General features: G+C 44.6%; 20 protein-coding genes and 1 other RNA gene. 17 read left to right on the top strand and 4 right to left on the bottom strand.

The genetic code is table 11. The features are described from left to right. The first annotated feature begins 70 nt into the window (after positions 1-70). The 5 genes from petA to sspB all read left to right on the top strand — a co-directional run bounded on the left by petA (position 71) and on the right by sspB (position 3,885). Positions 71-661: a ubiquinol-cytochrome c reductase iron-sulfur subunit gene (petA, locus tag F0249_RS06925; protein WP_113799466.1), complete on the top strand. Its 591-nt coding sequence runs from the start codon at positions 71-73 to the stop codon at positions 659-661. After that, complete coding sequence (locus tag F0249_RS06920; RefSeq protein WP_017051090.1) at positions 661-1,926, top strand: cytochrome bc complex cytochrome b subunit; 1,266 nt, start codon at positions 661-663, stop codon at positions 1,924-1,926. The genes petA and F0249_RS06920 overlap by 1 nt, the downstream gene beginning before the upstream one ends. Continuing rightward, positions 1,923-2,660: a cytochrome c1 gene (locus tag F0249_RS06915; protein WP_017051089.1), complete on the top strand. Its 738-nt coding sequence runs from the start codon at positions 1,923-1,925 to the stop codon at positions 2,658-2,660. Before F0249_RS06920 ends, F0249_RS06915 begins: the two co-directional genes overlap by 4 nt. Positions 2,661-2,746: 86 nt before the next feature. Then, complete coding sequence (gene sspA / locus F0249_RS06910) at positions 2,747-3,382, top strand: stringent starvation protein SspA (RefSeq protein WP_017051088.1); 636 nt, start codon at positions 2,747-2,749, stop codon at positions 3,380-3,382. Positions 3,383-3,393: 11 nt separating this feature from the next. Then, entirely contained in the window at positions 3,394-3,885 is a 492-nt protein-coding gene (gene sspB, locus F0249_RS06905) for a ClpXP protease specificity-enhancing factor (RefSeq protein ID WP_136994169.1), read from the top strand. A gap of 109 nt (positions 3,886-3,994) precedes the next feature. On the opposite strand, the gene F0249_RS06900 is transcribed toward sspB, so the two are convergent. The 4 genes from F0249_RS06900 to F0249_RS06885 are packed head-to-tail and all read right to left on the bottom strand — an operon-like array spanning position 3,995 to position 7,357. Then, positions 3,995-4,585, bottom strand: a complete 591-nt coding sequence (locus F0249_RS06900; protein WP_171756213.1) for a BON domain-containing protein — start codon at positions 4,583-4,585, stop codon at positions 3,995-3,997. An 11-nt stretch (positions 4,586-4,596) separates the two neighbouring features. Beyond that, positions 4,597-5,187 carry a phosphoheptose isomerase gene (locus F0249_RS06895; RefSeq protein WP_017051085.1) on the bottom strand — a complete coding sequence of 197 codons (591 nt, stop codon included), beginning with the start codon at positions 5,185-5,187 and terminating at the stop codon, positions 4,597-4,599. Positions 5,188-5,190: 3 nt separating this feature from the next. Beyond that, entirely contained in the window at positions 5,191-5,559 is a 369-nt protein-coding gene (locus F0249_RS06890; protein ID WP_017051084.1) for a YraN family protein, read from the bottom strand. Continuing rightward, positions 5,546-7,357 (bottom strand): penicillin-binding protein activator, encoded by a 1,812-nt coding sequence (locus F0249_RS06885; protein WP_171756212.1) that lies wholly within the window; start codon positions 7,355-7,357, stop codon positions 5,546-5,548. Before F0249_RS06885 ends, F0249_RS06890 begins: the two co-directional genes overlap by 14 nt. Positions 7,358-7,419: 62 nt before the next feature. Between F0249_RS06885 and rsmI the strand changes: the two genes are divergently transcribed. The 12 genes from rsmI (at position 7,420) to murC (ending at position 21,205) form a co-directional block, all read left to right on the top strand. Continuing rightward, the gene (gene rsmI, locus F0249_RS06880; protein ID WP_171756211.1) at positions 7,420-8,286 is read left to right on the top strand and encodes a 16S rRNA (cytidine(1402)-2'-O)-methyltransferase; all 867 of its coding nucleotides are present in this window, start codon (positions 7,420-7,422) and stop codon (positions 8,284-8,286) included. 114 nt (positions 8,287-8,400) lie between these two features. Beyond that, positions 8,401-8,810: RNase P RNA component class A (gene rnpB, locus F0249_RS06875), an RNA gene on the top strand. Between the two features lie 207 nt (positions 8,811-9,017). Continuing rightward, entirely contained in the window at positions 9,018-9,968 is a 951-nt protein-coding gene (rsmH, locus tag F0249_RS06870; RefSeq protein ID WP_171756210.1) for a 16S rRNA (cytosine(1402)-N(4))-methyltransferase RsmH, read from the top strand. A 23-nt stretch (positions 9,969-9,991) separates the two neighbouring features. Further along, entirely contained in the window at positions 9,992-10,309 is a 318-nt protein-coding gene (ftsL, locus tag F0249_RS06865) for a cell division protein FtsL (protein ID WP_113799454.1), read from the top strand. Continuing rightward, positions 10,306-12,051: a peptidoglycan glycosyltransferase FtsI gene (locus F0249_RS06860; RefSeq protein WP_017051079.1), complete on the top strand. Its 1,746-nt coding sequence runs from the start codon at positions 10,306-10,308 to the stop codon at positions 12,049-12,051. The genes ftsL and F0249_RS06860 overlap by 4 nt, the downstream gene beginning before the upstream one ends. A 46-nt stretch (positions 12,052-12,097) precedes the next feature. Then, a complete protein-coding gene (murE, locus tag F0249_RS06855; protein ID WP_171756209.1) occupies positions 12,098-13,585 on the top strand; it encodes a UDP-N-acetylmuramoyl-L-alanyl-D-glutamate--2,6-diaminopimelate ligase in 1,488 nt (495 codons plus the stop codon). After that, positions 13,582-14,976, top strand: coding sequence for a UDP-N-acetylmuramoyl-tripeptide--D-alanyl-D-alanine ligase (gene murF / locus F0249_RS06850; protein ID WP_171756208.1), 1,395 nt, complete (start codon positions 13,582-13,584; stop codon positions 14,974-14,976). Before murE ends, murF begins: the two co-directional genes overlap by 4 nt. Further along, positions 14,973-16,055, top strand: coding sequence for a phospho-N-acetylmuramoyl-pentapeptide-transferase (gene mraY / locus F0249_RS06845; protein ID WP_017051076.1), 1,083 nt, complete (start codon positions 14,973-14,975; stop codon positions 16,053-16,055). The genes murF and mraY overlap by 4 nt, the downstream gene beginning before the upstream one ends. A gap of 62 nt (positions 16,056-16,117) precedes the next feature. Then, the gene (gene murD / locus F0249_RS06840; protein ID WP_171756207.1) at positions 16,118-17,434 is read left to right on the top strand and encodes a UDP-N-acetylmuramoyl-L-alanine--D-glutamate ligase; all 1,317 of its coding nucleotides are present in this window, start codon (positions 16,118-16,120) and stop codon (positions 17,432-17,434) included. Between the two features lie 65 nt (positions 17,435-17,499). Next, positions 17,500-18,681, top strand: coding sequence for a cell division protein FtsW (gene ftsW, locus F0249_RS06835; protein ID WP_253825285.1), 1,182 nt, complete (start codon positions 17,500-17,502; stop codon positions 18,679-18,681). Then, positions 18,668-19,729 (top strand): undecaprenyldiphospho-muramoylpentapeptide beta-N-acetylglucosaminyltransferase, encoded by a 1,062-nt coding sequence (gene murG, locus F0249_RS06830; protein ID WP_171756205.1) that lies wholly within the window; start codon positions 18,668-18,670, stop codon positions 19,727-19,729. Before ftsW ends, murG begins: the two co-directional genes overlap by 14 nt. 12 nt (positions 19,730-19,741) lie before the next feature. Next, positions 19,742-21,205, top strand: a complete 1,464-nt coding sequence (gene murC, locus F0249_RS06825) for a UDP-N-acetylmuramate--L-alanine ligase (RefSeq protein ID WP_171756204.1) — start codon at positions 19,742-19,744, stop codon at positions 21,203-21,205. Positions 21,206-21,348: the final 143 nt, after the last annotated feature.

The raw sequence follows: 21,348 nt of genomic DNA, 5'->3' as shown, positions 1-21,348 counted from the left end.
TACTTTTGTTAGCCATGCTCTGTAAGCGGAATAATAATAATCCAAAAGGAGCAAATGGGAGAATGTTTGGATGAGCAACGCGCCTTTAAATAACGGTCGTAGACGTTTCTTAACCGCAACAACAGCAGTTGTTGGTGGTTTGGGAGCTGCAGCGGTAGCCGTTCCTTTTATTAAATCATGGAACCCGAGTGCTAAAGCGAAAGCGGCAGGTGCTCCGGTGGAAGTTGATGTTAGTAAACTTGAAGCAGGTCAGATGGTTCGTGTTGAATGGCAAGGTAAGCCTGTCTGGGTGGTTCGCCGCGCAGAATCAGTGCTAAAAAACCTTGATTCAATTAATGAACAGTTACGAGACCCTTCATCAACGGAAGAACAACAGCCTGAATATGCTCAAAATGCTTACCGCTCAATTAAGCCAGAGTTTTTCATTGCCGTTGGCTTTTGTACACACCTAGGTTGTTCGCCTACTTATTTACCTGATTCTTTTGCGGAACAAGTTCAAGGTGTCAAATCTGGATTCTTCTGTCCATGCCATGGTTCTAAGTTCGATATGGCTGGCCGAGTTTTCCAAGGAGTACCAGCACCGTTGAACCTCGTTGTGCCTAAGCATATGTATTTAAGTGATACGACGATCATGATCGGTATTGATGAGGGAGATGCGTAATGCAAGGACTACTTGATTGGGTCGAAAAACGATTACCAATGATGGATGCTTATAAAAAGCATCTATCAGAATATCCAATGCCAAAAACGTTCAACTTTTGGTACTTTTTTGGTTCATTAGCAATGCTTGTTTTGGTTAACCAAATCTTAACTGGTGTATGGCTAACAATGAACTACGTACCATCTGGTGAAGGGGCGTTTGCATCGGTTGAATATATCATGCGTGATGTTGAGTATGGTTGGTTGTTGCGTTATATGCACTCCACCGGGGCTTCAGCATTCTTTGTTGTGATTTATCTACACATGTTCCGTGGTCTTATCTATGGTTCATACCAGAAGCCTCGTGAACTCTTGTGGCTATTTGGTATGTTGATCTTCTTAGTGCTGATGGCTGAAGCTTTCATGGGTTACCTATTGCCATGGGGACAAATGTCTTACTGGGGAGCTCAAGTTATTATCTCGCTATTTGGTGCAATTCCAGTGATTGGCGACGATTTAACGCTTTGGATCCGTGGTGACTACATTATCTCTGGTGCGACACTAAACCGTTTCTTCGCCTTGCATGTAATTGCGCTGCCAATCGTTCTGTTGCTACTTATTGTATTGCATATCCTTGCGCTGCATGAGGTGGGTTCAAACAATCCAGACGGAATTGAAACCAAACTTCCTAAAGGTAGTATGGGCGACGATTACAAAACGCAATTCAAGTTCCACGAAAACTACACTAAGAAGTACGACATTATCGACTCTATTCCATTCCATCCTTATGGAACGGTTAAAGATATGGTCGGCATTGCTGGGTTCTTGTTCTTCTTCTGTTACGTTCTGTTCTTCAACCCTGAAATGGGCGGTTACTTCTTAGAAGGACCAAACTTTGAAGCTGCAAACCCGCTGAAGACTCCTGAACACATTGCTCCTGTGTGGTACTTCACGCCGTTCTACGCAATTTTGCGTGCGGTTCCAGATAAACTCATTGGTGTTATAGCAATGGGCGCATCGATTGTTGTGCTATTCCTACTACCATGGCTTGATCGTTGTAAAGTACGTTCATACCGTTACCGTAGCAAACTGCATCTAATTAACATTATTCAATTCACCATCAGCTTTATTGCGCTGGGTATTTTAGGTGCACTGCCTGCAACGCCGACATATACACTACTGGCTCAAATATTTAGCTTAGGTTATTTCATGTTCTTCGTTCTGCTTTTCGTTTACAGCAAAAATGAAGCGACGAAACCATTACCAAAGAGGGTGAAATTCAAATGAAAAAATGGATTGTAATACTATTTGCAATGCTGCCATCTTTAGCATTAGCTGCTGGTGCAGGCGTTCACTTAGATAGTGCGAATAATGATATGAGTGATAAAGCATCACTACAAAATGGTGCGAAGCTTTTTGCTAACTACTGTCTTGGTTGTCACTCAACTCAATACCAACGCTATGAACGTGTTGCGACGGACTTGGGCATTCCTGCTGATTTAATGAAAGAGAATCTGATTTTTGACCCTGAGACAAAAATCGGTAGCTTGATGGTTAATTCAATGCCACCAAAACAGGCCGCTAACTGGTTCGGTGCTCCGCCACCAGACTTGACTCTGGTTGCTCGTGTTCGTGGTACGGATTGGCTATACACTTATCTACGCTCTTTTTATGCAGATCCTTCGCGTCCATTTGGCGTGAATAACACTGTATTCCCAAGCGTTGGTATGCCACACGTTCTTGAAGAGCTTCAAGGTATCCCAAGTGCCGTGTTTGAAACGCATATGGTTGATGGTGAAGAAGTTCAGGTTATTGTCGATATCGAGACAGACGGTACTGGTGAGCTAAGTTCAGGCGAGTATGACAATGCGGTTCGTGATTTAGTGAACTTCCTTGAGTACTCGGGTGACCCTGTTCAATTAGAGCGTCATGCGTTAGGTTGGTGGGTAATGGCTTTCTTAGTATTGTTCACTATCGTAGTGGTATTGCTGAAGAAAGAGTATTGGCGTGATGTGCACTAATTGTGCTATCATTTCGTGCTAATTATTAAATGTGCAATGGAGGCTTAGCCTCCATTGTTTTTTTATCTGTAACTGCCGGAGGCTCCATGGCTGTAGCTGCCAATAAACGTTCTGTGATGACTCTATTCTCAAGTGCATCTGATATGTATAGCCATCAGGTTCGTATTGTTCTAGCTGAAAAAGGCGTAAGTGTTGAAGTTGAACTTGTTGATGAAGCAAATTTACCAGCAGAGTTAATTGAACTTAACCCTTACAAATCAGTACCGACTCTGGTTGATCGCGAACTAGCGTTATACGATTCAAAGATCATCATGGAATATCTAGATGAGCGTTTCCCTCATCCACCATTGATGCCTGTATATCCAGTAGCTCGCGGCAATAGCCGTCTAATGATGTACCGAATTGAACGTAACTGGTACTCAGTTGCTGAAAAAATCGTAAAAGGCAATGCTGAAGAGTCTGAAGCGGCACGCGTTAAGCTTCGTAATGACCTTCTAACTCTTGGTCCTGTTTTCGCTGAATATGCGTACTTCATGAGTGAAGAATTTAGCTTGATCGATTGCTACCTAGCTCCTCTATTATGGCGTTTGCCTGAACTAGGTATTGAACTTATTGGTCCTGGTTCTAAAGAACTTAAGATTTACATGAACCGCGTATTTGAACGTGATTCATTCTTAGCATCTTTAACTGAAGCTGAACGTGAGATGCGTTTAACTCACTAACGGTCGAGTTCATGGATATCGCAAAAATGACACCACGTCGTCCTTATATGCTTCGAGCATTTTATGACTGGCTGGTTGATAATGAATTAACACCGCATGTTGTGGTTGAAGCCACTCTTCCTGGGGTTCGTGTTCCAGAAGAGTTTATTCAAGATGGTCAGATCATTTTGAATATTGCGCCTCGCGCGGTGGGGCAGTTAGAGCTAGGTGATGACGCTATCACCTTTAATGCTCGTTTTAGTGGTCGCCCACACGTAGTGATTGTACCTTTGTATGCTGTTCAAGCTATTTATGCTCGTGAAAATGGAGCAGGAACGATGTTTGAACCAGAAGAAGCGTACATGGAGGCATTGGAAGAAGGGATCGAAGAGTCACCTTTTGAAAATGATGAGGCTCCAACACTAAGTGTCGCAAGTTCTGAAATCGAAGAAGGTGAAGCACCTGAACCTGATTCAGAGCCACCAAGACCGAAAGGCAAGCCAAGCTTAAGAGTCATTAAGTAAATTCAGGTGAGAGTATTTACCTGGATATAAAAAAGCAGCGATAAGCTGCTTTTTTTTTGTCTGAAAAACACTGATGAATCATTATTCTGTCAGTATTATTCTATCAGCATTAGTCTGCGGTGGATGCCGTGTCTTCTGCGTACTGAAAAGCTCTAATAACTTGTTTGACGCCAGAAATGTTACGTGCGATTTTTGTCGCAATATCAGCTTGTTGGTGAGAGACGTAACCTAACAAGAATACCTCTTTATCTTCAGTAATGACTTTTATTTTGACTCCATTGAGTTCTGAATCGGTTAACAGAGCAGATTTAACTTTAGTGGTGATCCAGCTGTCCGTACTCATTTCGGTGACGCTTAATGGCGTTTTCACTCTGACTTGGTTATGGATAACGTTCACGCCATCGATAGCTCGGGCCTTATTTTCAAAGTTATTTAGGTACTCTGCAGTGCTTGCTTGCCCCATTAAAACAACAGTACCGTTATATGAACTTGCGGTGATACGAACTTGCCCTTTAAATGGCGCTTTATTGCCAATTGCTGCGATTTCAAATTCAAGATTATTATCTTGCCAAATCTCTTGGGTGCTTCGTGTGTCGGTCACTAAATTTGCAGTTGTGGCGGCTCCTGCAATGAATAATCCCGCACAGCCTGTTAAGTTGAAGGCAATCAGGATGAGGCTAAATGTTTTTAGTAAGCGCATGATTTTTCTCTCTACTCTTCATGAGCGGGAAAAAGAACTTGATCGACAAGATCGCATAAGCAATGCAATGTGACCATATGAACTTCGTGAATTCGAGCGGTACGATGAGATGGTATTCTGATTTCAACATCGTGTTCGCCAAGTAGGCCGGCCATTTCTCCCCCATCTTTGCCTGTAAAAGCAATGATAGTCATATCTCTAGTTACAGCCGCTTCCATTGCTTTGATGATATTTTTGCTGTTACCGCTAGTTGAAATAGCGAGTAGCAAATCACCCGGTTGCCCAAAAGCTCTCACTTGCTTCGAGAAAATTTCTTCATAGTGGTAGTCATTAGCGACAGCGGTAAGCGTGGTTGTGTCAGCTGTAAGCGCCATCGCAGGTAGGCTTGGACGCTCTGTTTCAAAGCGATTCAGTAGGCATGAAACGAACTGTTGTGCGTTTGAGGCTGAACCACCGTTACCACAGCAAAGCACTTTGTTACCATTGAGCAGACTTGCGACCATCGCTTGTGCTGCGTGAGTAATGGCATCGGGTAGCGCTTCTGCTGCTGCAATTTGAATTTGAATACTTTCTGTAAAGCTTTCTTTAATGCTGTCTAGCATCGATTATCCTTGGGTAATAGCGTTTTTTATCCAATCAATATTGTGGCTATTATTTTCAATAGCAACAACATCAAAACGAAAGTTAGTTGAATGAACTGAAAGGTTCTGTTGTAGCAACCATAAATGTGCTGTTTTTATCAGCTTGTGCATTTTTTTTTGTGTCACCATTTCAGCCGCATGACCATAGTGAGTGTTTTTACGAAACTTTACTTCGACAAATATGATCGTTTGCTGATCTCGCATTATAAGATCGATTTCGCCACATTTCGCTGTGAAATTTTGTTCGACAAAAGTTAAGCCCTGGCTGCATAAATGCTTTTTTGCCAGAGCTTCATATTGGTTTCCTATCTGACGGCGGCTAAAGAGCCCCATGTTCTGCCCAGCTAATTTCGCTTTGCACAACACATTGCTCGTTAATACTCAGAACGCCTGTCTTACCTTGAATGCTGTAGTTATCGACCACTTTCATTTGTGGGAGTTCCCCCATCAATTGATACGCGTCCATTCCTAGGGCTTGAAGACGTTTTTCAGGGTTCAAATGTTTAGGCCATAATGTGTCTAATTGAGCTTCAAGTTTGCTGTCATCACTGATTAGCATTGGAATATCGCTATAAATCACGCCAGTAAGATCTTCATACTGCTTTTTGCCACTGTGACTGCTTGAGTTAGAAAATAGCTTAGGTTGTTTTGTGTCAGGGTTAACCGCAACTTCAATGAAAGGCTTAATCAAGGTTAGCTCAGAACCCTTTGCCACAATATAAACAGAGTCGATATCACGACGACTGCGGGCTTGAGTCTCCATATCTAAATTCAACAAAGCATCCATTTGAGCGATGCGCTGCTGGCTCTCTTGTAGACCGAAAACCGAATTGATATTTCGTTGCAGTTGGCGCTTATCACCGAAAAAACTCACTGCGACCTTGTTTTTGCTGTATTTTTTCCACTCAGTCTCGAATGCATTAAGTACTCGATTTCCTAGCTTACCTTTAGGCGCTAAGATTAATGGATACTGATAGCCTTGAGTAAACAGGTGTTTTGCCGCTTGGGCAACCTCTTGTTCCGGTGACAAGGTTAGGTAGCAAATGTCAGTTCCATTCTCAATTTGTGAAGGAATATTTAACGCTAAAGCAGGGATCGGTTTGTCGACGTGTGATTGCGCTTCCTGCAATCGTTCGATATTACTTTTAATCAGCGGACCAACTATAAAGTCGACGTTGTTATTGACGAGAGTCGCTTTGATCTCTTGAGCTGTTTGAGTATTGGTATCAAGAACGGTCAGTGTCGCATTAGGATCTCGATTCGAATCTTCCATCATCGCCATGATAAATCCATCACGAACCAGTTGAGCTTGTTTCGCGTATTTACCTGACAATGGCAATAGCAGTGCGGTGCTAACGGGTTGTACGATCTCTAACTCTAAAATTTCTTGAATGGCTTGCGGAGTGTAGATCGCTGAAGGGTGATCGCTATTTTCGGCTAACCAGTGTTCCAGAGTGTTTTTAAGCTGAGGAATATTTTCATTGAGTGTTTTCATGTAGATAGCAAGCTGTAGCCAGCCATCAAATACGAACTCATTTGGCTCAGCAATGAGCGATGTGATCTCATATTGCGAGTACTGGTTGAGATTACGCCAAACTTGATCTGCAATCGCCGCTTGCTGCTCTTGTGGCATAAGTTCAGAAGCCAACACTAATTCACGGCTTGCTTCAAAGTATTGAGCCATCTCTTCTAATAGCTCTGCTCTTAATTGGTGATAGTCTTTCCACTGCTCATCAGGCAGTTGCCACCACTCTTGAAAATTCAGTAGCGCATAAGCTTGAGTTGGCTGAGCATTGTCCCGCAGAAGAGTTGAACGAGAAAGTTGCCATTCCGCTTGCTGTACTTGAGAAAGATTCTGTTTGGCAAGGCGTTTTACTAAGTGCGATGCCTGTTCACTGTTTTGAGCTCGAATAGCGGCCTTTAAACCCATGATGAGCCAATCATTTTGCAAGCTGCCTTGAGTGCTATCTGCTTGCATAATGTAAGATTGTGCCGATTGCGTCGGATCTAAGGTAATATCCACGTAAGTCGGAGCAGCAGGCTTAGAAGAACAAGCTGCTAATGTAATTGCTAATGCAATTGGCGTCAGTAAGCGTGGTACACTAATTCTCTTATGGTTCATCATTGCCATGAGTTCTTTATAATTCCGTGTAAAATTGTCTCTATATTAATCGTTGAAGTGATGGTAAACAAATGACAGATAACAAAACCTTGCCAACTGAGATCCCAACTCTCTATATTGTACCCACCCCAATTGGTAACTTGGGTGATATAACCCAACGCGCCATCGAGGTGCTATCGAGTGTTGATATCATTGCTGCGGAAGATACTCGCCACACAGGTAAGCTACTTGCACACTTCAATATTCCAACTCGAACGTTTGCTTTACATGATCACAATGAGCAGCAAAAAGCTCAATTACTCGTCAATAAGTTGCTTGAAGGACAGTCTATCGCATTAGTTTCCGATGCGGGAACCCCTTTAATCAGTGATCCAGGTTATCACTTGGTAACAAAATGTCGTCAAGCGGGTGTTAAAGTTGTGCCCTTACCCGGCGCTTGTGCAGTGATCACCGCGTTGAGTGCTTCTGGTCTACCTTCTGATCGCTTCAGCTTCGAAGGTTTTTTACCTGCGAAGAGTAAAGGGCGTCGCGATAAATTTTTAGAAATTGCAGAAGCTGAGCGCACTTGTATTTTCTACGAATCCCCACATCGTATCACGGATTCACTGCAGGATATGCTTGCGGTTTTAGGCTCAGAGCGTGAAGTCGTTCTCGCAAGAGAAATTACTAAGACCTTTGAAACCATCCATGGCGCACCATTGGGTGAATTAATTGATTGGATTGCAGAGGATGATAATCGAAAACGTGGAGAAATGGTGCTACTTATCCATGGTTTCCGCAGTACATCAGATGACACCATTCCGACAGAAGTCACTCGCACATTAACAATTTTGACCAAAGAGCTACCATTGAAAAAGGCCGCAGCGATGACAGCTGAGATATATAGCCTGAAAAAAAATGCGCTGTATAAATGGGGATTGGAGAATATAACCGATTGATCTGAGTGCCACGCTAAGTAAGGGTGGTTATGAATTGAGCGTTTGAGTTCTCCTGAGCGTCTTAGATCACATTTGTACTGGTAACTGTTATCTGAACCCGTTACAATCCGCCGCGGAGTTGACTGGATAGTCGCTGCTTCATTGATGTCCTTCGGGAGACTGATGGAGGGGAGGAAAGTCCGGGCTCCATAGAGCAGGGTGCCAGGTAACGCCTGGGGGGCGCGAGCCCACGACAAGTGCAGCAGAGAGAAAACCGCCGATGGCTTAATCTTCTTTTATTCTTCGGAGTAGGGAAGTAAGCACAGGTAAGGGTGAAAGGGTGCGGTAAGAGCGCACCGGACGTCTGGTAACAGTGCGTTGCAAGGTAAACTCCACCCGGAGCAAGACCAAATAGGCTTCCACATTGCGCTGCTCGCGTAAGGAAGCGGGTAGGTTGCTTGAGCCAGTGAGCGATTGCTGGCCTAGACGAATGGCTATCACCGTGCAAGCGGTACAGAACCCGGCTTATGATGTCAACTCCACCTATTCCGAGACCCATCATTACTTCATTAGTAATGATGGGTTTTTTGCGTTTTATTGACGTAAGAAATTTTTATTGCCTTAAACTGGCGTAATGTCACCACATATCAGGCACTAGTAGTAGCGCTTAAGCGTGAAATCAGTACACTAAAGCTTTTTCTGATAAGAAATCTGCGCCTGAAAAGTGGCTTAATCCGTTCAATGAGAAGACTATGACTGAATCATTCCAACATATTTCTGTACTACTAAACGAGTCAATTGATGGTTTGGCGATTAAGCCAGACGGAACTTACATCGATGGAACTTTCGGACGTGGTGGTCACAGTCGTACAATCTTATCTAAGCTGGGTGAGAATGGTCGATTATTCAGTATCGACCGCGATCCACAAGCGATCGCAGAAGCGCAGAAAATTGATGATCCTCGCTTTACCATTATTCACGGCCCGTTCTCTGGAATGACAGAATATGCAGAACGTTACGACTTAGTTGGAAAAGTGGATGGCGTTTTGCTTGACCTTGGTGTCTCTTCTCCACAGTTAGATGATGCTGAGCGCGGATTTAGCTTTATGAAAGATGGTCCACTCGATATGCGTATGGATCCAACATCTGGAATGCCAGTATCTGAATGGATTGCACAGGCAGATCTTGATGACATTACTTGGGTGATCCGTGAGTTTGGTGAAGACAAACATGCTCGCCGCATCGCTAAGGCAATTGTTGCGCACCGTGATGATGAAGAGAAAGAGCCACTGACTCGTACAGGTCAACTTGCTAAATTGATTTCAGATGCAGCGCCGAAAAACTTTAAAGAGAAAAAACACCCGGCGACTCGTAGTTTCCAAGCGTTTCGAATCTATATTAATAGTGAATTAGAAGAGATTGATACTGCACTAAAAGGCGCAGCGAGCATTCTTGCTCCTGAAGGCCGTCTATCAGTAATCAGTTTCCACTCTCTTGAAGACCGTATGGTGAAACGCTTTATTCGTAAAGAGAGCAAAGGACCGCAAGTGCCTCATGGTATTCCAATGACAGAAGCACAAATTAAAGCGTTGGGTAGCCCAGATCTAAAACCGGTAGGCAAAGCGATCAAACCATCAGCGGATGAAGTGGATGGGAATACTCGTTCACGTAGTTCAGTGCTTCGTCTTGCTGAAAAGCTGTAACCTGATTCCGATATCACAGTGTTATGAAGCAAACTTCTCCTAACTTGGCCAAAATTATCGTTCTTGACCTATTTACCGTAGGTCGAGTTCCTTTGCTGTTGTTGATGCTTATTTTTGCCAGTGCGATGGGCGTGGTGTTTGCTACTCATACTTCACGCCAAGCTATCTCAGCAAAAGATCAAGCGCTTGTTGAACGTGAGCATTTAGACAATGAATGGCGAAACCTCATGCTTGAAGAAAATGCCCTTGCTGAGCATAGCCGAGTTCAAAGAATGGCTAAGTCTGAGTTGCTGATGAAGCGGCCAGATGCGGATAAGGAAGTGGTCATTTCTCTCCAATGATATCTCCTAAAAAACCATCAGCACCTACCAAATCCAAAGCAAGCGCAAAAACCAAGCCTGAGGACTCGCCGATCCTTATTCGTTGGCGTTTTAATATTGTTCTCGCGTTTATATTCCTTATCTTTTCTGCATTGATAGGTCGTCTTGCTTTCATCCAAGTGGTTGAACCTGACAATCTTATTCGTCAAGGCGATCTTCGTTCTGTACGTGTAAAAGCCTTGCCTTCCGCTCGTGGGATCATTTCGGATCGCAACGGTGAACCTTTAGCGGTAAGTGTACCTGTCGAAGCGGTATGGGCTGATCCTGTTACTATTTATAAAGAAGACGGGTTAGCGAATAAAGATCGTTGGTTTGCTCTTGCTGATGTACTCGGCTTAGACCGCCAAGGTTTACTCAATAAAGTCGCCTCTAATAAATCACGCCGTTTCATTTACCTGCAACGCCAAGTTAGTCCTGCGATGGCGAAGTATATTCGTGAGCTAAAGATTCCTGGTATTGGGCTGAAAGCGGAATCCCGCCGTTATTACCCAGCTGGTGAAGTGAGTGCTCACCTAATTGGTGTAACCGGAATTGATGGGCATGGACTCGAAGGTGTCGAGCGCAGTTATGATAAATGGTTAACTGGAGAAGCGGGTAAGAGAACAATCCGGAAAGATCGCTATGGTCGAGTGGTTGAGAATATCGCACTTGAAGAGCGAGAAGAGGGTAAACCACTGCAACTGACCATTGATCAGCGCCTTCAAGCGATTGCTTACCGAGCGGTCAAGCAGGGAGTTGCGGATTACCGTGCCACTTCTGCTTCGGCCATTTTATTAGATGTTAAAACCGGTGCGGTACTGGCGATGGTGAATGCGCCGTCATACAACCCGAATAATCGCTCTAATTTACAAAGCTACAAAATGCGTAACCGAGTGATCACCGATGCTTTTGAGCCCGGCTCCACGGTCAAGCCTTTTGTTGTGCTAGCGGCATTAGAAAATGGCACTGCAGACATGAATACCGTTATTGATACGGGTGAAGGGATCATGCGCATTGGTGGTAGCCGAGTCAGAGATACGTCCAAAGTGGGCAAAGCAGATCTTGCTACGATACTGAAAAAATCCAGTAACATTGGTGTGACGAAGCTGGCTCTGGATATGCCTCTTGAAGCTTTGTTAGGCATGTATGCTTCTGTCGGTTTAGGAGAAGAGTCGGGTTTAAACCTTGTGGGTGAAACGTCGGGTATTTTTCCAAGCCGTCGTCGTTGGTCTAAGTTTGAAATCGCCACCCTTGCGTTCGGTTACGGTTTGTCTATTACTCCGATTCAGTTAGCGCATGCTTACGCTACGCTAGGAAATTACGGTGAGTACCAACCGATCCACATTATTGATAGTAACCAGCAAGATTTAGTACACCAAGTCGCGGATCGTGAAAACGCAAAACGGGTTTTAGAGATGCTCGAAGGGGTGACCCAGCCCGGAGGCACAGCGACCAAAGCGGCAGTGCCGGGTTATCGAGTAGCCGCAAAAACAGGGACATCACGTAAAGCAATTTCAGGCGGTTATGGTGATGAATACTTTGCTTACACTGCAGGCGTGGCTCCGGTAAGTAACCCAAGGGTTTCGCTGGTGGTTATGGTGAATGAACCCCAGGGTGATCAATATTATGGTGGTTCCGTCGCTGCTCCGATATTTTCAGAAATAATGAAAAGCGCGCTACAGATTTTAAATGTAGCTCCGGATGAGAATCAATTTCAAAACTAGTCATAGTGTGACTGGTTTTACACAACATCGATATATGGAAATGGTTATGAGCGATAGCATGAGTTTGACTTCACTGATTTCACCTTGGGTTGATGTCAGCAAAACCACCGCTAATGAGGTTATCGTAACGCACTTAGAGTTAGACAGCCGTAAAGTGCAATCGGGAGATACGTTTGTTGCGATCATCGGTCACGCCGTTGATGGGCGTCAATATATAGAAAAAGCGATCGCTCAAGGTGCTAATCTTGTGCTTGCCCAAGCCGATGAACAACATCCTCACGCTAGCATTGAGACTCAATTAGAGGTGATGGTTGTCTATATTGATTCACTTAATGCTCATCTCTCTCAGTTGGCTGGCCGCTTATATAGCGCGTCAACATCATCATTGATTGGTGTGACGGGGACGAATGGTAAAACGACCATTACTCAGTTAATTACCCAGTGGCTTGAGCTTTTAAGTGTTAAATCTGCGGTGATGGGGACAACGGGGAATGGCTTCCTTGATGATTTGCAACCTGCCGCGAATACCACCGGAAATGCCATTGAGATCCAGCATACCTTAAGTCAACTTGCTGCGCAGGGGGCGAAATATACGTCTCTAGAAATATCCTCTCATGGGTTAGTTCAAGGTCGAGTGAAAGCATTAGGTTTTTCGGCTGGGGTCTTTACTAATCTCAGCCGTGATCATCTGGATTACCATGGCACCATGCAAGAGTACGCGAAGGCTAAGTTAAGCCTCTTTACTCATCATCAGTGTCAGAACGCCATTATCAATGTCGATGATAGTGTTGGTGCTGAATGGATCGAATCGGTGCCAAATGCGATTGCAGTGTCATTAAAATCACCTTGTTCATCGCGCCCTTCTATTTGGGCGACGCACATTGAATACGCGGAGTCAGGCATTACGATCGACTTCGATGGGCATTGGGGTGAAGGGCGTTTGCATGCGCCATTGATTGGAGAATTCAATGCTTGCAACGTGATGCTAGCGCTGGCGACATTACTGTCATTGCGCTTTGATAAGCAGCACCTATTACAAACTGCTGCGGATCTAAAACCTGTACTTGGTCGTATGGAGTTATTTCAAACTCAAAACCGCGCTAAGTTAGTTGTGGATTATGCTCATACTCCTGATGCTTTAGAGAAAGCGTTATCGGCACTGCGTGTACATTGTAATGGTCAGTTGTGGGCTATTTTTGGTTGCGGAGGCGATCGTGATACAGGTAAGCGCCCAATGATGGCTGCTATTGCTGAGAAGCTCGCAGATAAAGTGATATTAACCGATGATAATCCACGCAGTGAAGACCCTGGGTTAATAGTACAAGATATGTTGGGCGGATTAGAAAAACCGGATCTGGCGATAGTGGAACATGATCGATTCAAAGCCGCTGAGTATGCCTTTACTCACGCAGGAGAGAACGACATCATTCTGCTCGCGGGTAAAGGCCACGAGGATTACCAAGTGCTAGCCCATGATACGGTTCATTATTCAGATCGTGAGACCGCTCAGTCTCTTTTAGGATTAGCGTTATGATTTCATTCTCTTTAAGCCAGCTTGTTGCCGAGTTCAACGATCAATCGCTAGCCGCAACTCTAGTCGGAAGTGATATCACCATCTCTTCAGTATCGACGGATACACGAAACATTGAACAAAATGCTCTGTTTGTCGCATTAGTTGGTGAACGATTTGATGCGCACGATTTTTGTCAGTCAGCGGTTAAATCAGGGGCTAAGGCCCTTTTAGTAGAGCGTGAAATCATTATTAATGATCCCGCCGTTGCCGCTCCCGCTCAAATTGTAGTGAAAGATACAAAATTGGCGCTGGGTCTACTTGGGGCTTGGATCCATCAACAAAGCAAAACGCCGACGGTTGCCATTACAGGAAGTTGCGGTAAAACCACCGTGAAAGAGATGGTTGCGAGCATTTTAATGCCTAAGGGCAATGTTCTTTTCACGGCGGGAAACTTCAATAATGATATTGGTGTTCCTCTCACCTTGCTACGCGCACAAAAAACCGATGATTACGCTGTGATTGAACTGGGTGCTAACCACATTGGTGAAATTGAATATACCACCGCTTTAGTTAACCCTGATGTCGCATTGGTGAACAATGTGGCTGAGGCGCATCTCGAAGGATTTGGTTCACTTGATGGTGTTAAGCAGGCCAAAGGTGAAATTTATCAAGGCCTAAATGCTTCGCAAACCGCGATTGTAAATTTAGACAGCAATGGTGGCGAAATCTGGGATGAGGTACTCGCAAATAAACAGGTCGTGACTTTCTCAGTAAACAATGACCAAGCGGATTTTTACGCAACGGATATCAACTTAAATGATAATGGAGAAGCGAGTTTTACTCTTCACTCTCCGTTAGGACATGCTGCCATTCAGCTCGGAATTATTGGATCTCACAATGTTTCTAATGCATTGGCTGCGGCTTGTTTGAGCGTAGAGCTTGGCGCTAACCTTGAAGAGATCCAATCAGGACTCGCCAATTTATTGAAAGTAAAAGGCCGTGTTGAAGCCGAATCACTATCGAAGAGTATTCGTCTGATTGATGATAGCTACAATGCGAGTGTGCCTGCGATGAAAGCCGCGGTTGAATTACTGGCAAGTTTCAGTGGTGAACGCTGGCTCGTTTTGGGCAATATGGCGGAATTAGGCGATGAAAGCCTTGCACTTCACCACCAAGTCGGTGAATATGCTGCCCCATTTGAATTCGAACATGTACTCACTTATGGTGAGGATACAAAGGTTATCAGTCAGGTGTGTCATGGCCTTCATTTTGATAATCATGTCAGCATGATCACATATATTAAGCAGTATCTCAGCGAACATCAGGATTCAACTCATACTCTCTTAGTTAAAGGTGCGAATAGCGCGGGTATGAGCCAAGTTGTTGCTGGACTTAAGGAGAACTTTTCATGATCATTTGGCTAGCTGAGTTACTACAGCCATATTTTTCATTTTTTCGCTTGTTTGAATATCTCTCATTTCGAGCGATTGTCAGCGTTATCACCGCCCTTAGTTTATCTTTGTGGATGGGACCAAGGCTGATCAAACGTTTACAAATGATGCAAATTGGTCAAGTGGTTCGTCACGATGGACCAGAATCTCATTTTAGTAAACGCGGAACCCCAACAATGGGGGGCGTGATGATCTTAGCTGCTATTGTGATTACGGTTCTTCTTTGGGCTGATCTTTCTAACCCATATGTGTGGGCCGTCTTGGCGGTGTTACTGGGTTATGGCGCCGTTGGGTTTGTCGATGATTACCGTAAAGTCGTACGCAAAAATACCGATGGCTTAGTGGCTCGTTGGAAGTATTTTTGGCAGTCAGCGATAGCACTCGTCGTGGCGTTTGCGCTTTATGCTCACGGTCACGATACGGCAGCGACACAATTGGTTGTCCCATTCTTTAAAGATGTGATGCCGCAACTTGGCCTGCTGTATATCGTACTGACTTACTTTGTGATTGTCGGAACCAGTAATGCGGTGAACCTGACTGATGGGCTAGATGGCCTAGCGATCATGCCTACGGTTTTAGTTGCAGCGGGTTTTGCCTTTATTGCGTGGGCGACAGGCAATGTTAACTTCGCCGAGTATCTGCATATCCCATATATTCCATATACATCAGAGCTTGTTATCGTATGTACGGCAATGGTTGGCGCTGGTTTAGGCTTCTTATGGTTTAACACTTATCCAGCTCAAGTATTCATGGGTGATGTGGGCTCGCTTGCTTTGGGTGGTGCGTTAGGCACAATTGCGGTATTGGTTCGCCAAGAGTTAGTTCTCGTGATCATGGGCGGCGTCTTTGTAATGGAAACGCTGTCGGTGATCCTTCAAGTCGGTTCTTATAAATTGCGTGGTCAGCGTATTTTCCGCATGGCTCCAATTCACCATCATTACGAGCTTAAAGGTTGGCCAGAGCCGCGCGTTATTGTGCGTTTCTGGATCATTTCAATGGTGCTAGTGCTTATTGGTTTAGCGACATTAAAAGTACGTTAATTATATGAGAAGCAATCAAGTCGATTGCTTCTCGTTTTCTTATTGGTAGAAGTGGTATCGACATGGATCATTGGCAAGATATTCATAATGTGGTGGTGGTTGGGCTTGGCATTACCGGGCTTTCAGTGGTTCAACATCTGAAGAAAACGCAGCCGCAATTGTCACTTCGAGTGATTGACACTCGTATGAGTCCGCCAAGTAAAGAGCAACTCCCTCAAGACGTTGAACTTCACTCTGGCAGTTGGAATACCGCTTGGTTAGCAGAAGCCGACCTCGTTGTTGCAAACCCAGGTATTGCACTCGCAACACCAGAAATTCAATCTGTATTACAGCAAGGTATACCTGTTATTGGTGATATTGAGCTGTTTGCATGGGCGGTGAAAAAGCCGGTTATTGCGATCACAGGCTCAAATGGTAAAAGCACAGTAACGGATTTGACGGGTGTTATGGCAAGTGCTTCAGGCCTAAATGTGGGTGTTGGCGGGAATATTGGTGTGCCTGCTCTCGACTTGTTAAATCAAGATGCCGACTTGTATGTCTTAGAGTTATCGAGCTTTCAATTAGAGACAACCAGTAGTCTAAAACTTACCGCGGCAGCCTTCCTCAACTTATCTGAAGATCATATGGATCGCTATGATGGCATGGGGTCGTATCGTCAAGCCAAATTGCGCATTTTCAATAACGCAGAAACTGCGATTATTAATCGTGAAGACGTTCAAACCACCGCCGATCATTTTACTGGGAACATCAAATCATTTGGTTTTGATGATCAAGATTTCGGCTTGATGGTTAAAGATGGAAAAGAGTATTTGGCAGACAACGGACAAGCACTGCTTGCGGTTGATGAGCTTACTCTTGTTGGGCGACATAATGTAGCCAATGCTTTGGTGGCTTTAGCCTTATTGAAACAGGTTGGCACCGACTTATTCAGCACGTTACCAGCATTGAAGGCATACAATGGTCTCACTCATCGTTGCCAAGTGGTGGCCAATCATCGTGGAATTAAGTGGGTCAACGACTCTAAAGCGACCAATGTTGCGAGTACATTAGCAGCCCTTTCTGGTTTGGATTGCCAAGGGACGCTGTATTTGTTGGTGGGCGGAGTGGGTAAAGGCGCTGATTTCTCTGAGTTGTCTCCAGTGTTGAAAACATTACCGGTTCAATTATGTTGTTTTGGTGAAGATGCCGATGAATTTATGCCCCTTCACACATCCGCAAAAAAATATGATTCAATGCACGATATCATTAGATCGATTGAAGGTCAGTTGGTTGAAGGCGACATGGTGATGTTATCGCCTGCTTGTGCTAGCTTCGATCAGTTTAAAAACTTCATGGCGAGAGGTGATGCCTTCACTGCTCTTGCTCAACAATACGCTTAGTCAGTAGTAAGGCGATGAACTTGATCAGTGTGAAGCAGTGTAAAGATAAGTGGCAAGATTGGTTCATGACGCCAACCCCCGATGCGCTGTTTGATCGTCAATTGGTTTGGATTGCTCTTGGCCTAATGCTTACGGGGTTAGTTATGGTGACATCGGCTTCATTCCCTATTAGCTCACGACTGACGGATCAACCCTTTCACTTTATGTTTCGTCATGCTGTTTTCCTCGGTTTAGCGCTCATAACATCAAGTGTGATACTGCAGATTCCATTGAAACGTTGGATGCAGTACAGCTCCTATTTGTTAGCTCTCTCGTTCTTTTTACTGGTCGTGGTATTAGTAGCGGGAAAATCCGTGAACGGAGCCTCACGCTGGATCCCTCTCGGTCTGTTTAATTTACAGCCTGCAGAGGTCGCGAAACTCTCGCTGTTTATTTTTATGGCGGGGTATTTGGTTCGTAAACAGGCAGAAGTAAGGGAAACCTTTTTTGGCGGATTTATGAAGCCGATTCTTGTTTTCGGATTATTAGCCGTGCTTCTACTTGGGCAGCCAGACTTGGGTACTGTAGTCGTTATGCTGGTCACCCTATTTGGAATGTTGTTCATTGCCGGCGCTAAGCTCACTCAATTTATTGGACTCGTGGTGGTAGGGATCATCGCGGTCATTGGACTGATAGCCTTAGAGCCTTATCGAATTCGACGAGTGACATCATTTTTGGACCCGTGGGAAGACCCATTTGGTAGCGGTTATCAGTTGACTCAGTCATTGATGGCTTTTGGTCGAGGAGAGTGGTTTGGTCAAGGGTTAGGTAATTCCATCCAAAAATTGGAGTACTTACCAGAGGCTCATACCGACTTTGTATTTGCCGTGTTGGCGGAAGAGTTAGGCTTTATTGGCGTAACTTTAGTGTTGATCCTTATCTTTAGCCTGGTGTTAAAAGCGGTCTTTATTGGTAAGCGAGCGTTCGAAAGCAAGCAACAATTTGGTGGCTATCTCGCATTTGGTATCGGGATCTGGTTTGCCTTCCAAACATTGGTTAATGTAGGGGCCGCTGCGGGTATTGTTCCGACCAAAGGCTTAACCTTGCCACTAATCAGTTATGGTGGGTCGAGCTTGATTGTTATGTCGACGGCGGTATCCATACTCTTGAGAATAGATCACGAATGTAGGGTGCAGAAAAAAAGCACGCCTTTAGCAGATTCAGCAGAACAAGACTTTAGCAGAACAGAAAACGATGAAAAAAAATAAACGTTTATTAGTTATGGCTGGTGGCACCGGTGGGCATGTTTTCCCTGGCCTTGCTGTTGCCAAAAAGCTTCAGCAACAAGGCTGGGAAATCCGCTGGTTAGGCACGGCGGATCGTATGGAAGCTGAGTTAGTTCCTAAACATGGCATAGACATTGATTTTATTAAGGTAAAAGGTCTACGTGGACAGGGCTTGGCTAAATTAGTTAAAGCGCCTTTCCAGATCATTAATGCCGTTATCCAAGCGCGACGTAATATGAAGAACTGGCAACCTGATGTCGTACTTGGGATGGGTGGATACGTAAGCGGACCGGGTGGCATTGCGGCATGGTTGCTGGGTATTCCCGTTGTCTTGCATGAGCAGAATGCTGTCGCAGGGTTAACCAACCAATGGCTCTCTAAAATTGCCAAAAAAGTATTCCAAGCATTTCCTGGCGCATTTCCACACGCAGAAGTCGTGGGGAACCCAGTTCGTCAAGATGTCGCTGAGTTACCCGACCCAGAAATTCGAATGACGTCACGCGAAGGTGACATTCGTATTTTAGTGATGGGAGGTAGCCAAGGCGCTCAAATTTTAAATAGAACAATGCCTGATGTACTGAAAGCGTTAGGTAATGGCTACACGGTTATCCACCAAGCTGGAAGAAATAACCGCGAGGAAGTCCTTAAGGCATACCCTCAAGAGATGACCGACAATGTTGAGGTGGTAGAATTTATCGATGATGTTGCTCAAGCTTATGCGTGGGCCGATTTATTGGTTTGTCGCTCGGGTGCATTGACGGTTTCTGAGGTCTCTGCGGCAGGTATTGGGGCGGTATTTATCCCATTTATGCATAAAGACCGCCAACAGGCACTTAATGCAGACCATTTAGTTGAGTGTGGTGCGGCTGAAATGATAGAGCAACCTGATCTGAGCGTTGCTAAGTTAACCAGCAATATCCAAGCTTTAACTCGAACAGAATTACTTGCAATGGCAAAACAAGCGCGTAAAGCTGCCAAGCTTGATGCTGACATGACTGTTGCCAAGGCTATTATTGCCTTAACTGAATAATGAGAATTGAAAATGACGATTGAACATACTCAAAACCTTGCTCAAATTCGTGCCATGGTGCCAGAAATGCGTCGTGTTAAGTCTATCCACTTTGTAGGGATTGGCGGGGCTGGAATGAGTGGTATTGCGGAAGTACTGTTAAATGAAGGTTATCAAATTACAGGTTCTGATCTTTCAGAAAACCCAGTCACAGAGCGATTGACTAGCAAAGGTGCAACCGTATTTTTTGGTCATCAAGCCAGTAACGTAGAAAGTGCGAGCGTGGTTGTTGTTTCAACTGCGATTAATGAAGAAAACCCTGAACTCGTTGCCGCACGTGAGTTGAGAATTCCAGTTGTTCGCCGTGCAGAAATGTTGGCTGAATTGATGCGTTTTCGACATGGTATCGCAGTTGCCGGAACTCATGGTAAAACGACAACAACAGCCTTAGTGACTCAGATCTATTCTGAAGCAGGCTTAGATCCAACATTTGTAAATGGCGGTTTAGTAAAAAGTGCAGGCACTAATGCTCGGCTAGGTTCAAGCCGCATTTTAATTGCTGAAGCGGATGAGAGCGACGCTTCGTTCTTACATTTACAGCCTATGGTCAGTATTGTCACCAACATCGAAGCGGATCATATGGAAACGTATGGCGGCGATTTTGAAGTATTGAAACAGACATTTGTCGATTTCTTGCATAACTTACCCTTTTATGGACAAGCGATTGTTTGCGTTGACGATGATGTCGTGCGTGAATTAATTCCTCGTATTAGCCGTCAAGTGATCACTTATGGTTTCTCTGACGATGCTGATGTGCGGATTGAAAATTATCGTCAAGATGGACAACAAGGTAAGTTCACCGTTGTACGCGAAGGCAAAGCGAACTTAGATATCACCTTGAATATCCCGGGTCGTCATAATGCACTCAACGCATCTGCGGCAATCGCAGTGGCAACGGAAGATGATATCTCCGATGAGGCTATTTTAGCGGCAATGGCGGGAACTCAAGGAACTGGTCGTCGTTTTGACCATTTAGGTGAATTCGATACTGGTAATGGTGTTGCGATGCTTGTCGATGATTACGGACATCATCCCACAGAGGTTGGCGTTACGATTCAAGCAGCGCGTTCTGGCTGGAAAGAGAACCGATTGGTGATGATTTTCCAACCTCACCGTTACAGTCGAACTCGTGATTTATACGATGATTTTGCTAACGTGCTTGAGCAAGTGGACGTATTAATCATGCTAGACGTTTATGCGGCGGGTGAAAAACCGATTGCAGGCGCAGATGGCCGAGCCTTGTGTCGGACCATTCGTAGCCGAGGAAAGATCGATCCTATTTTCGTACCAGACGCTCAAACCCTGCCTTCCGTGCTGGCTAATGTGCTTCAAGATGGTGACCTAGTGTTAACACAAGGTGCGGGTGATGTTGGTAAAGTAGCAAAACAGCTGGCGGCTCTTGAGCTAAATATTAATAGAATGCAGCAAGTGTCGTGAGATCCTACACAATGCGTGTTTGAGTCCCCAGATTGAGAAATTGATTAGATTGAGCTTGAAATTCTTACTATCAATGTTTGATAGTTTGAATAAGCTCAGTATAATCCCAAGGTTAAAGTAAGTGCTTTTACCTCTATTACGAA

It is taken from the genome of Vibrio sp. 03-59-1 (assembly GCF_013114135.1).
Lineage (GTDB): Bacteria > Pseudomonadota > Gammaproteobacteria > Enterobacterales > Vibrionaceae > Vibrio > Vibrio cortegadensis.
This window is presented reverse-complemented; position numbering and strand designations above follow the sequence as displayed.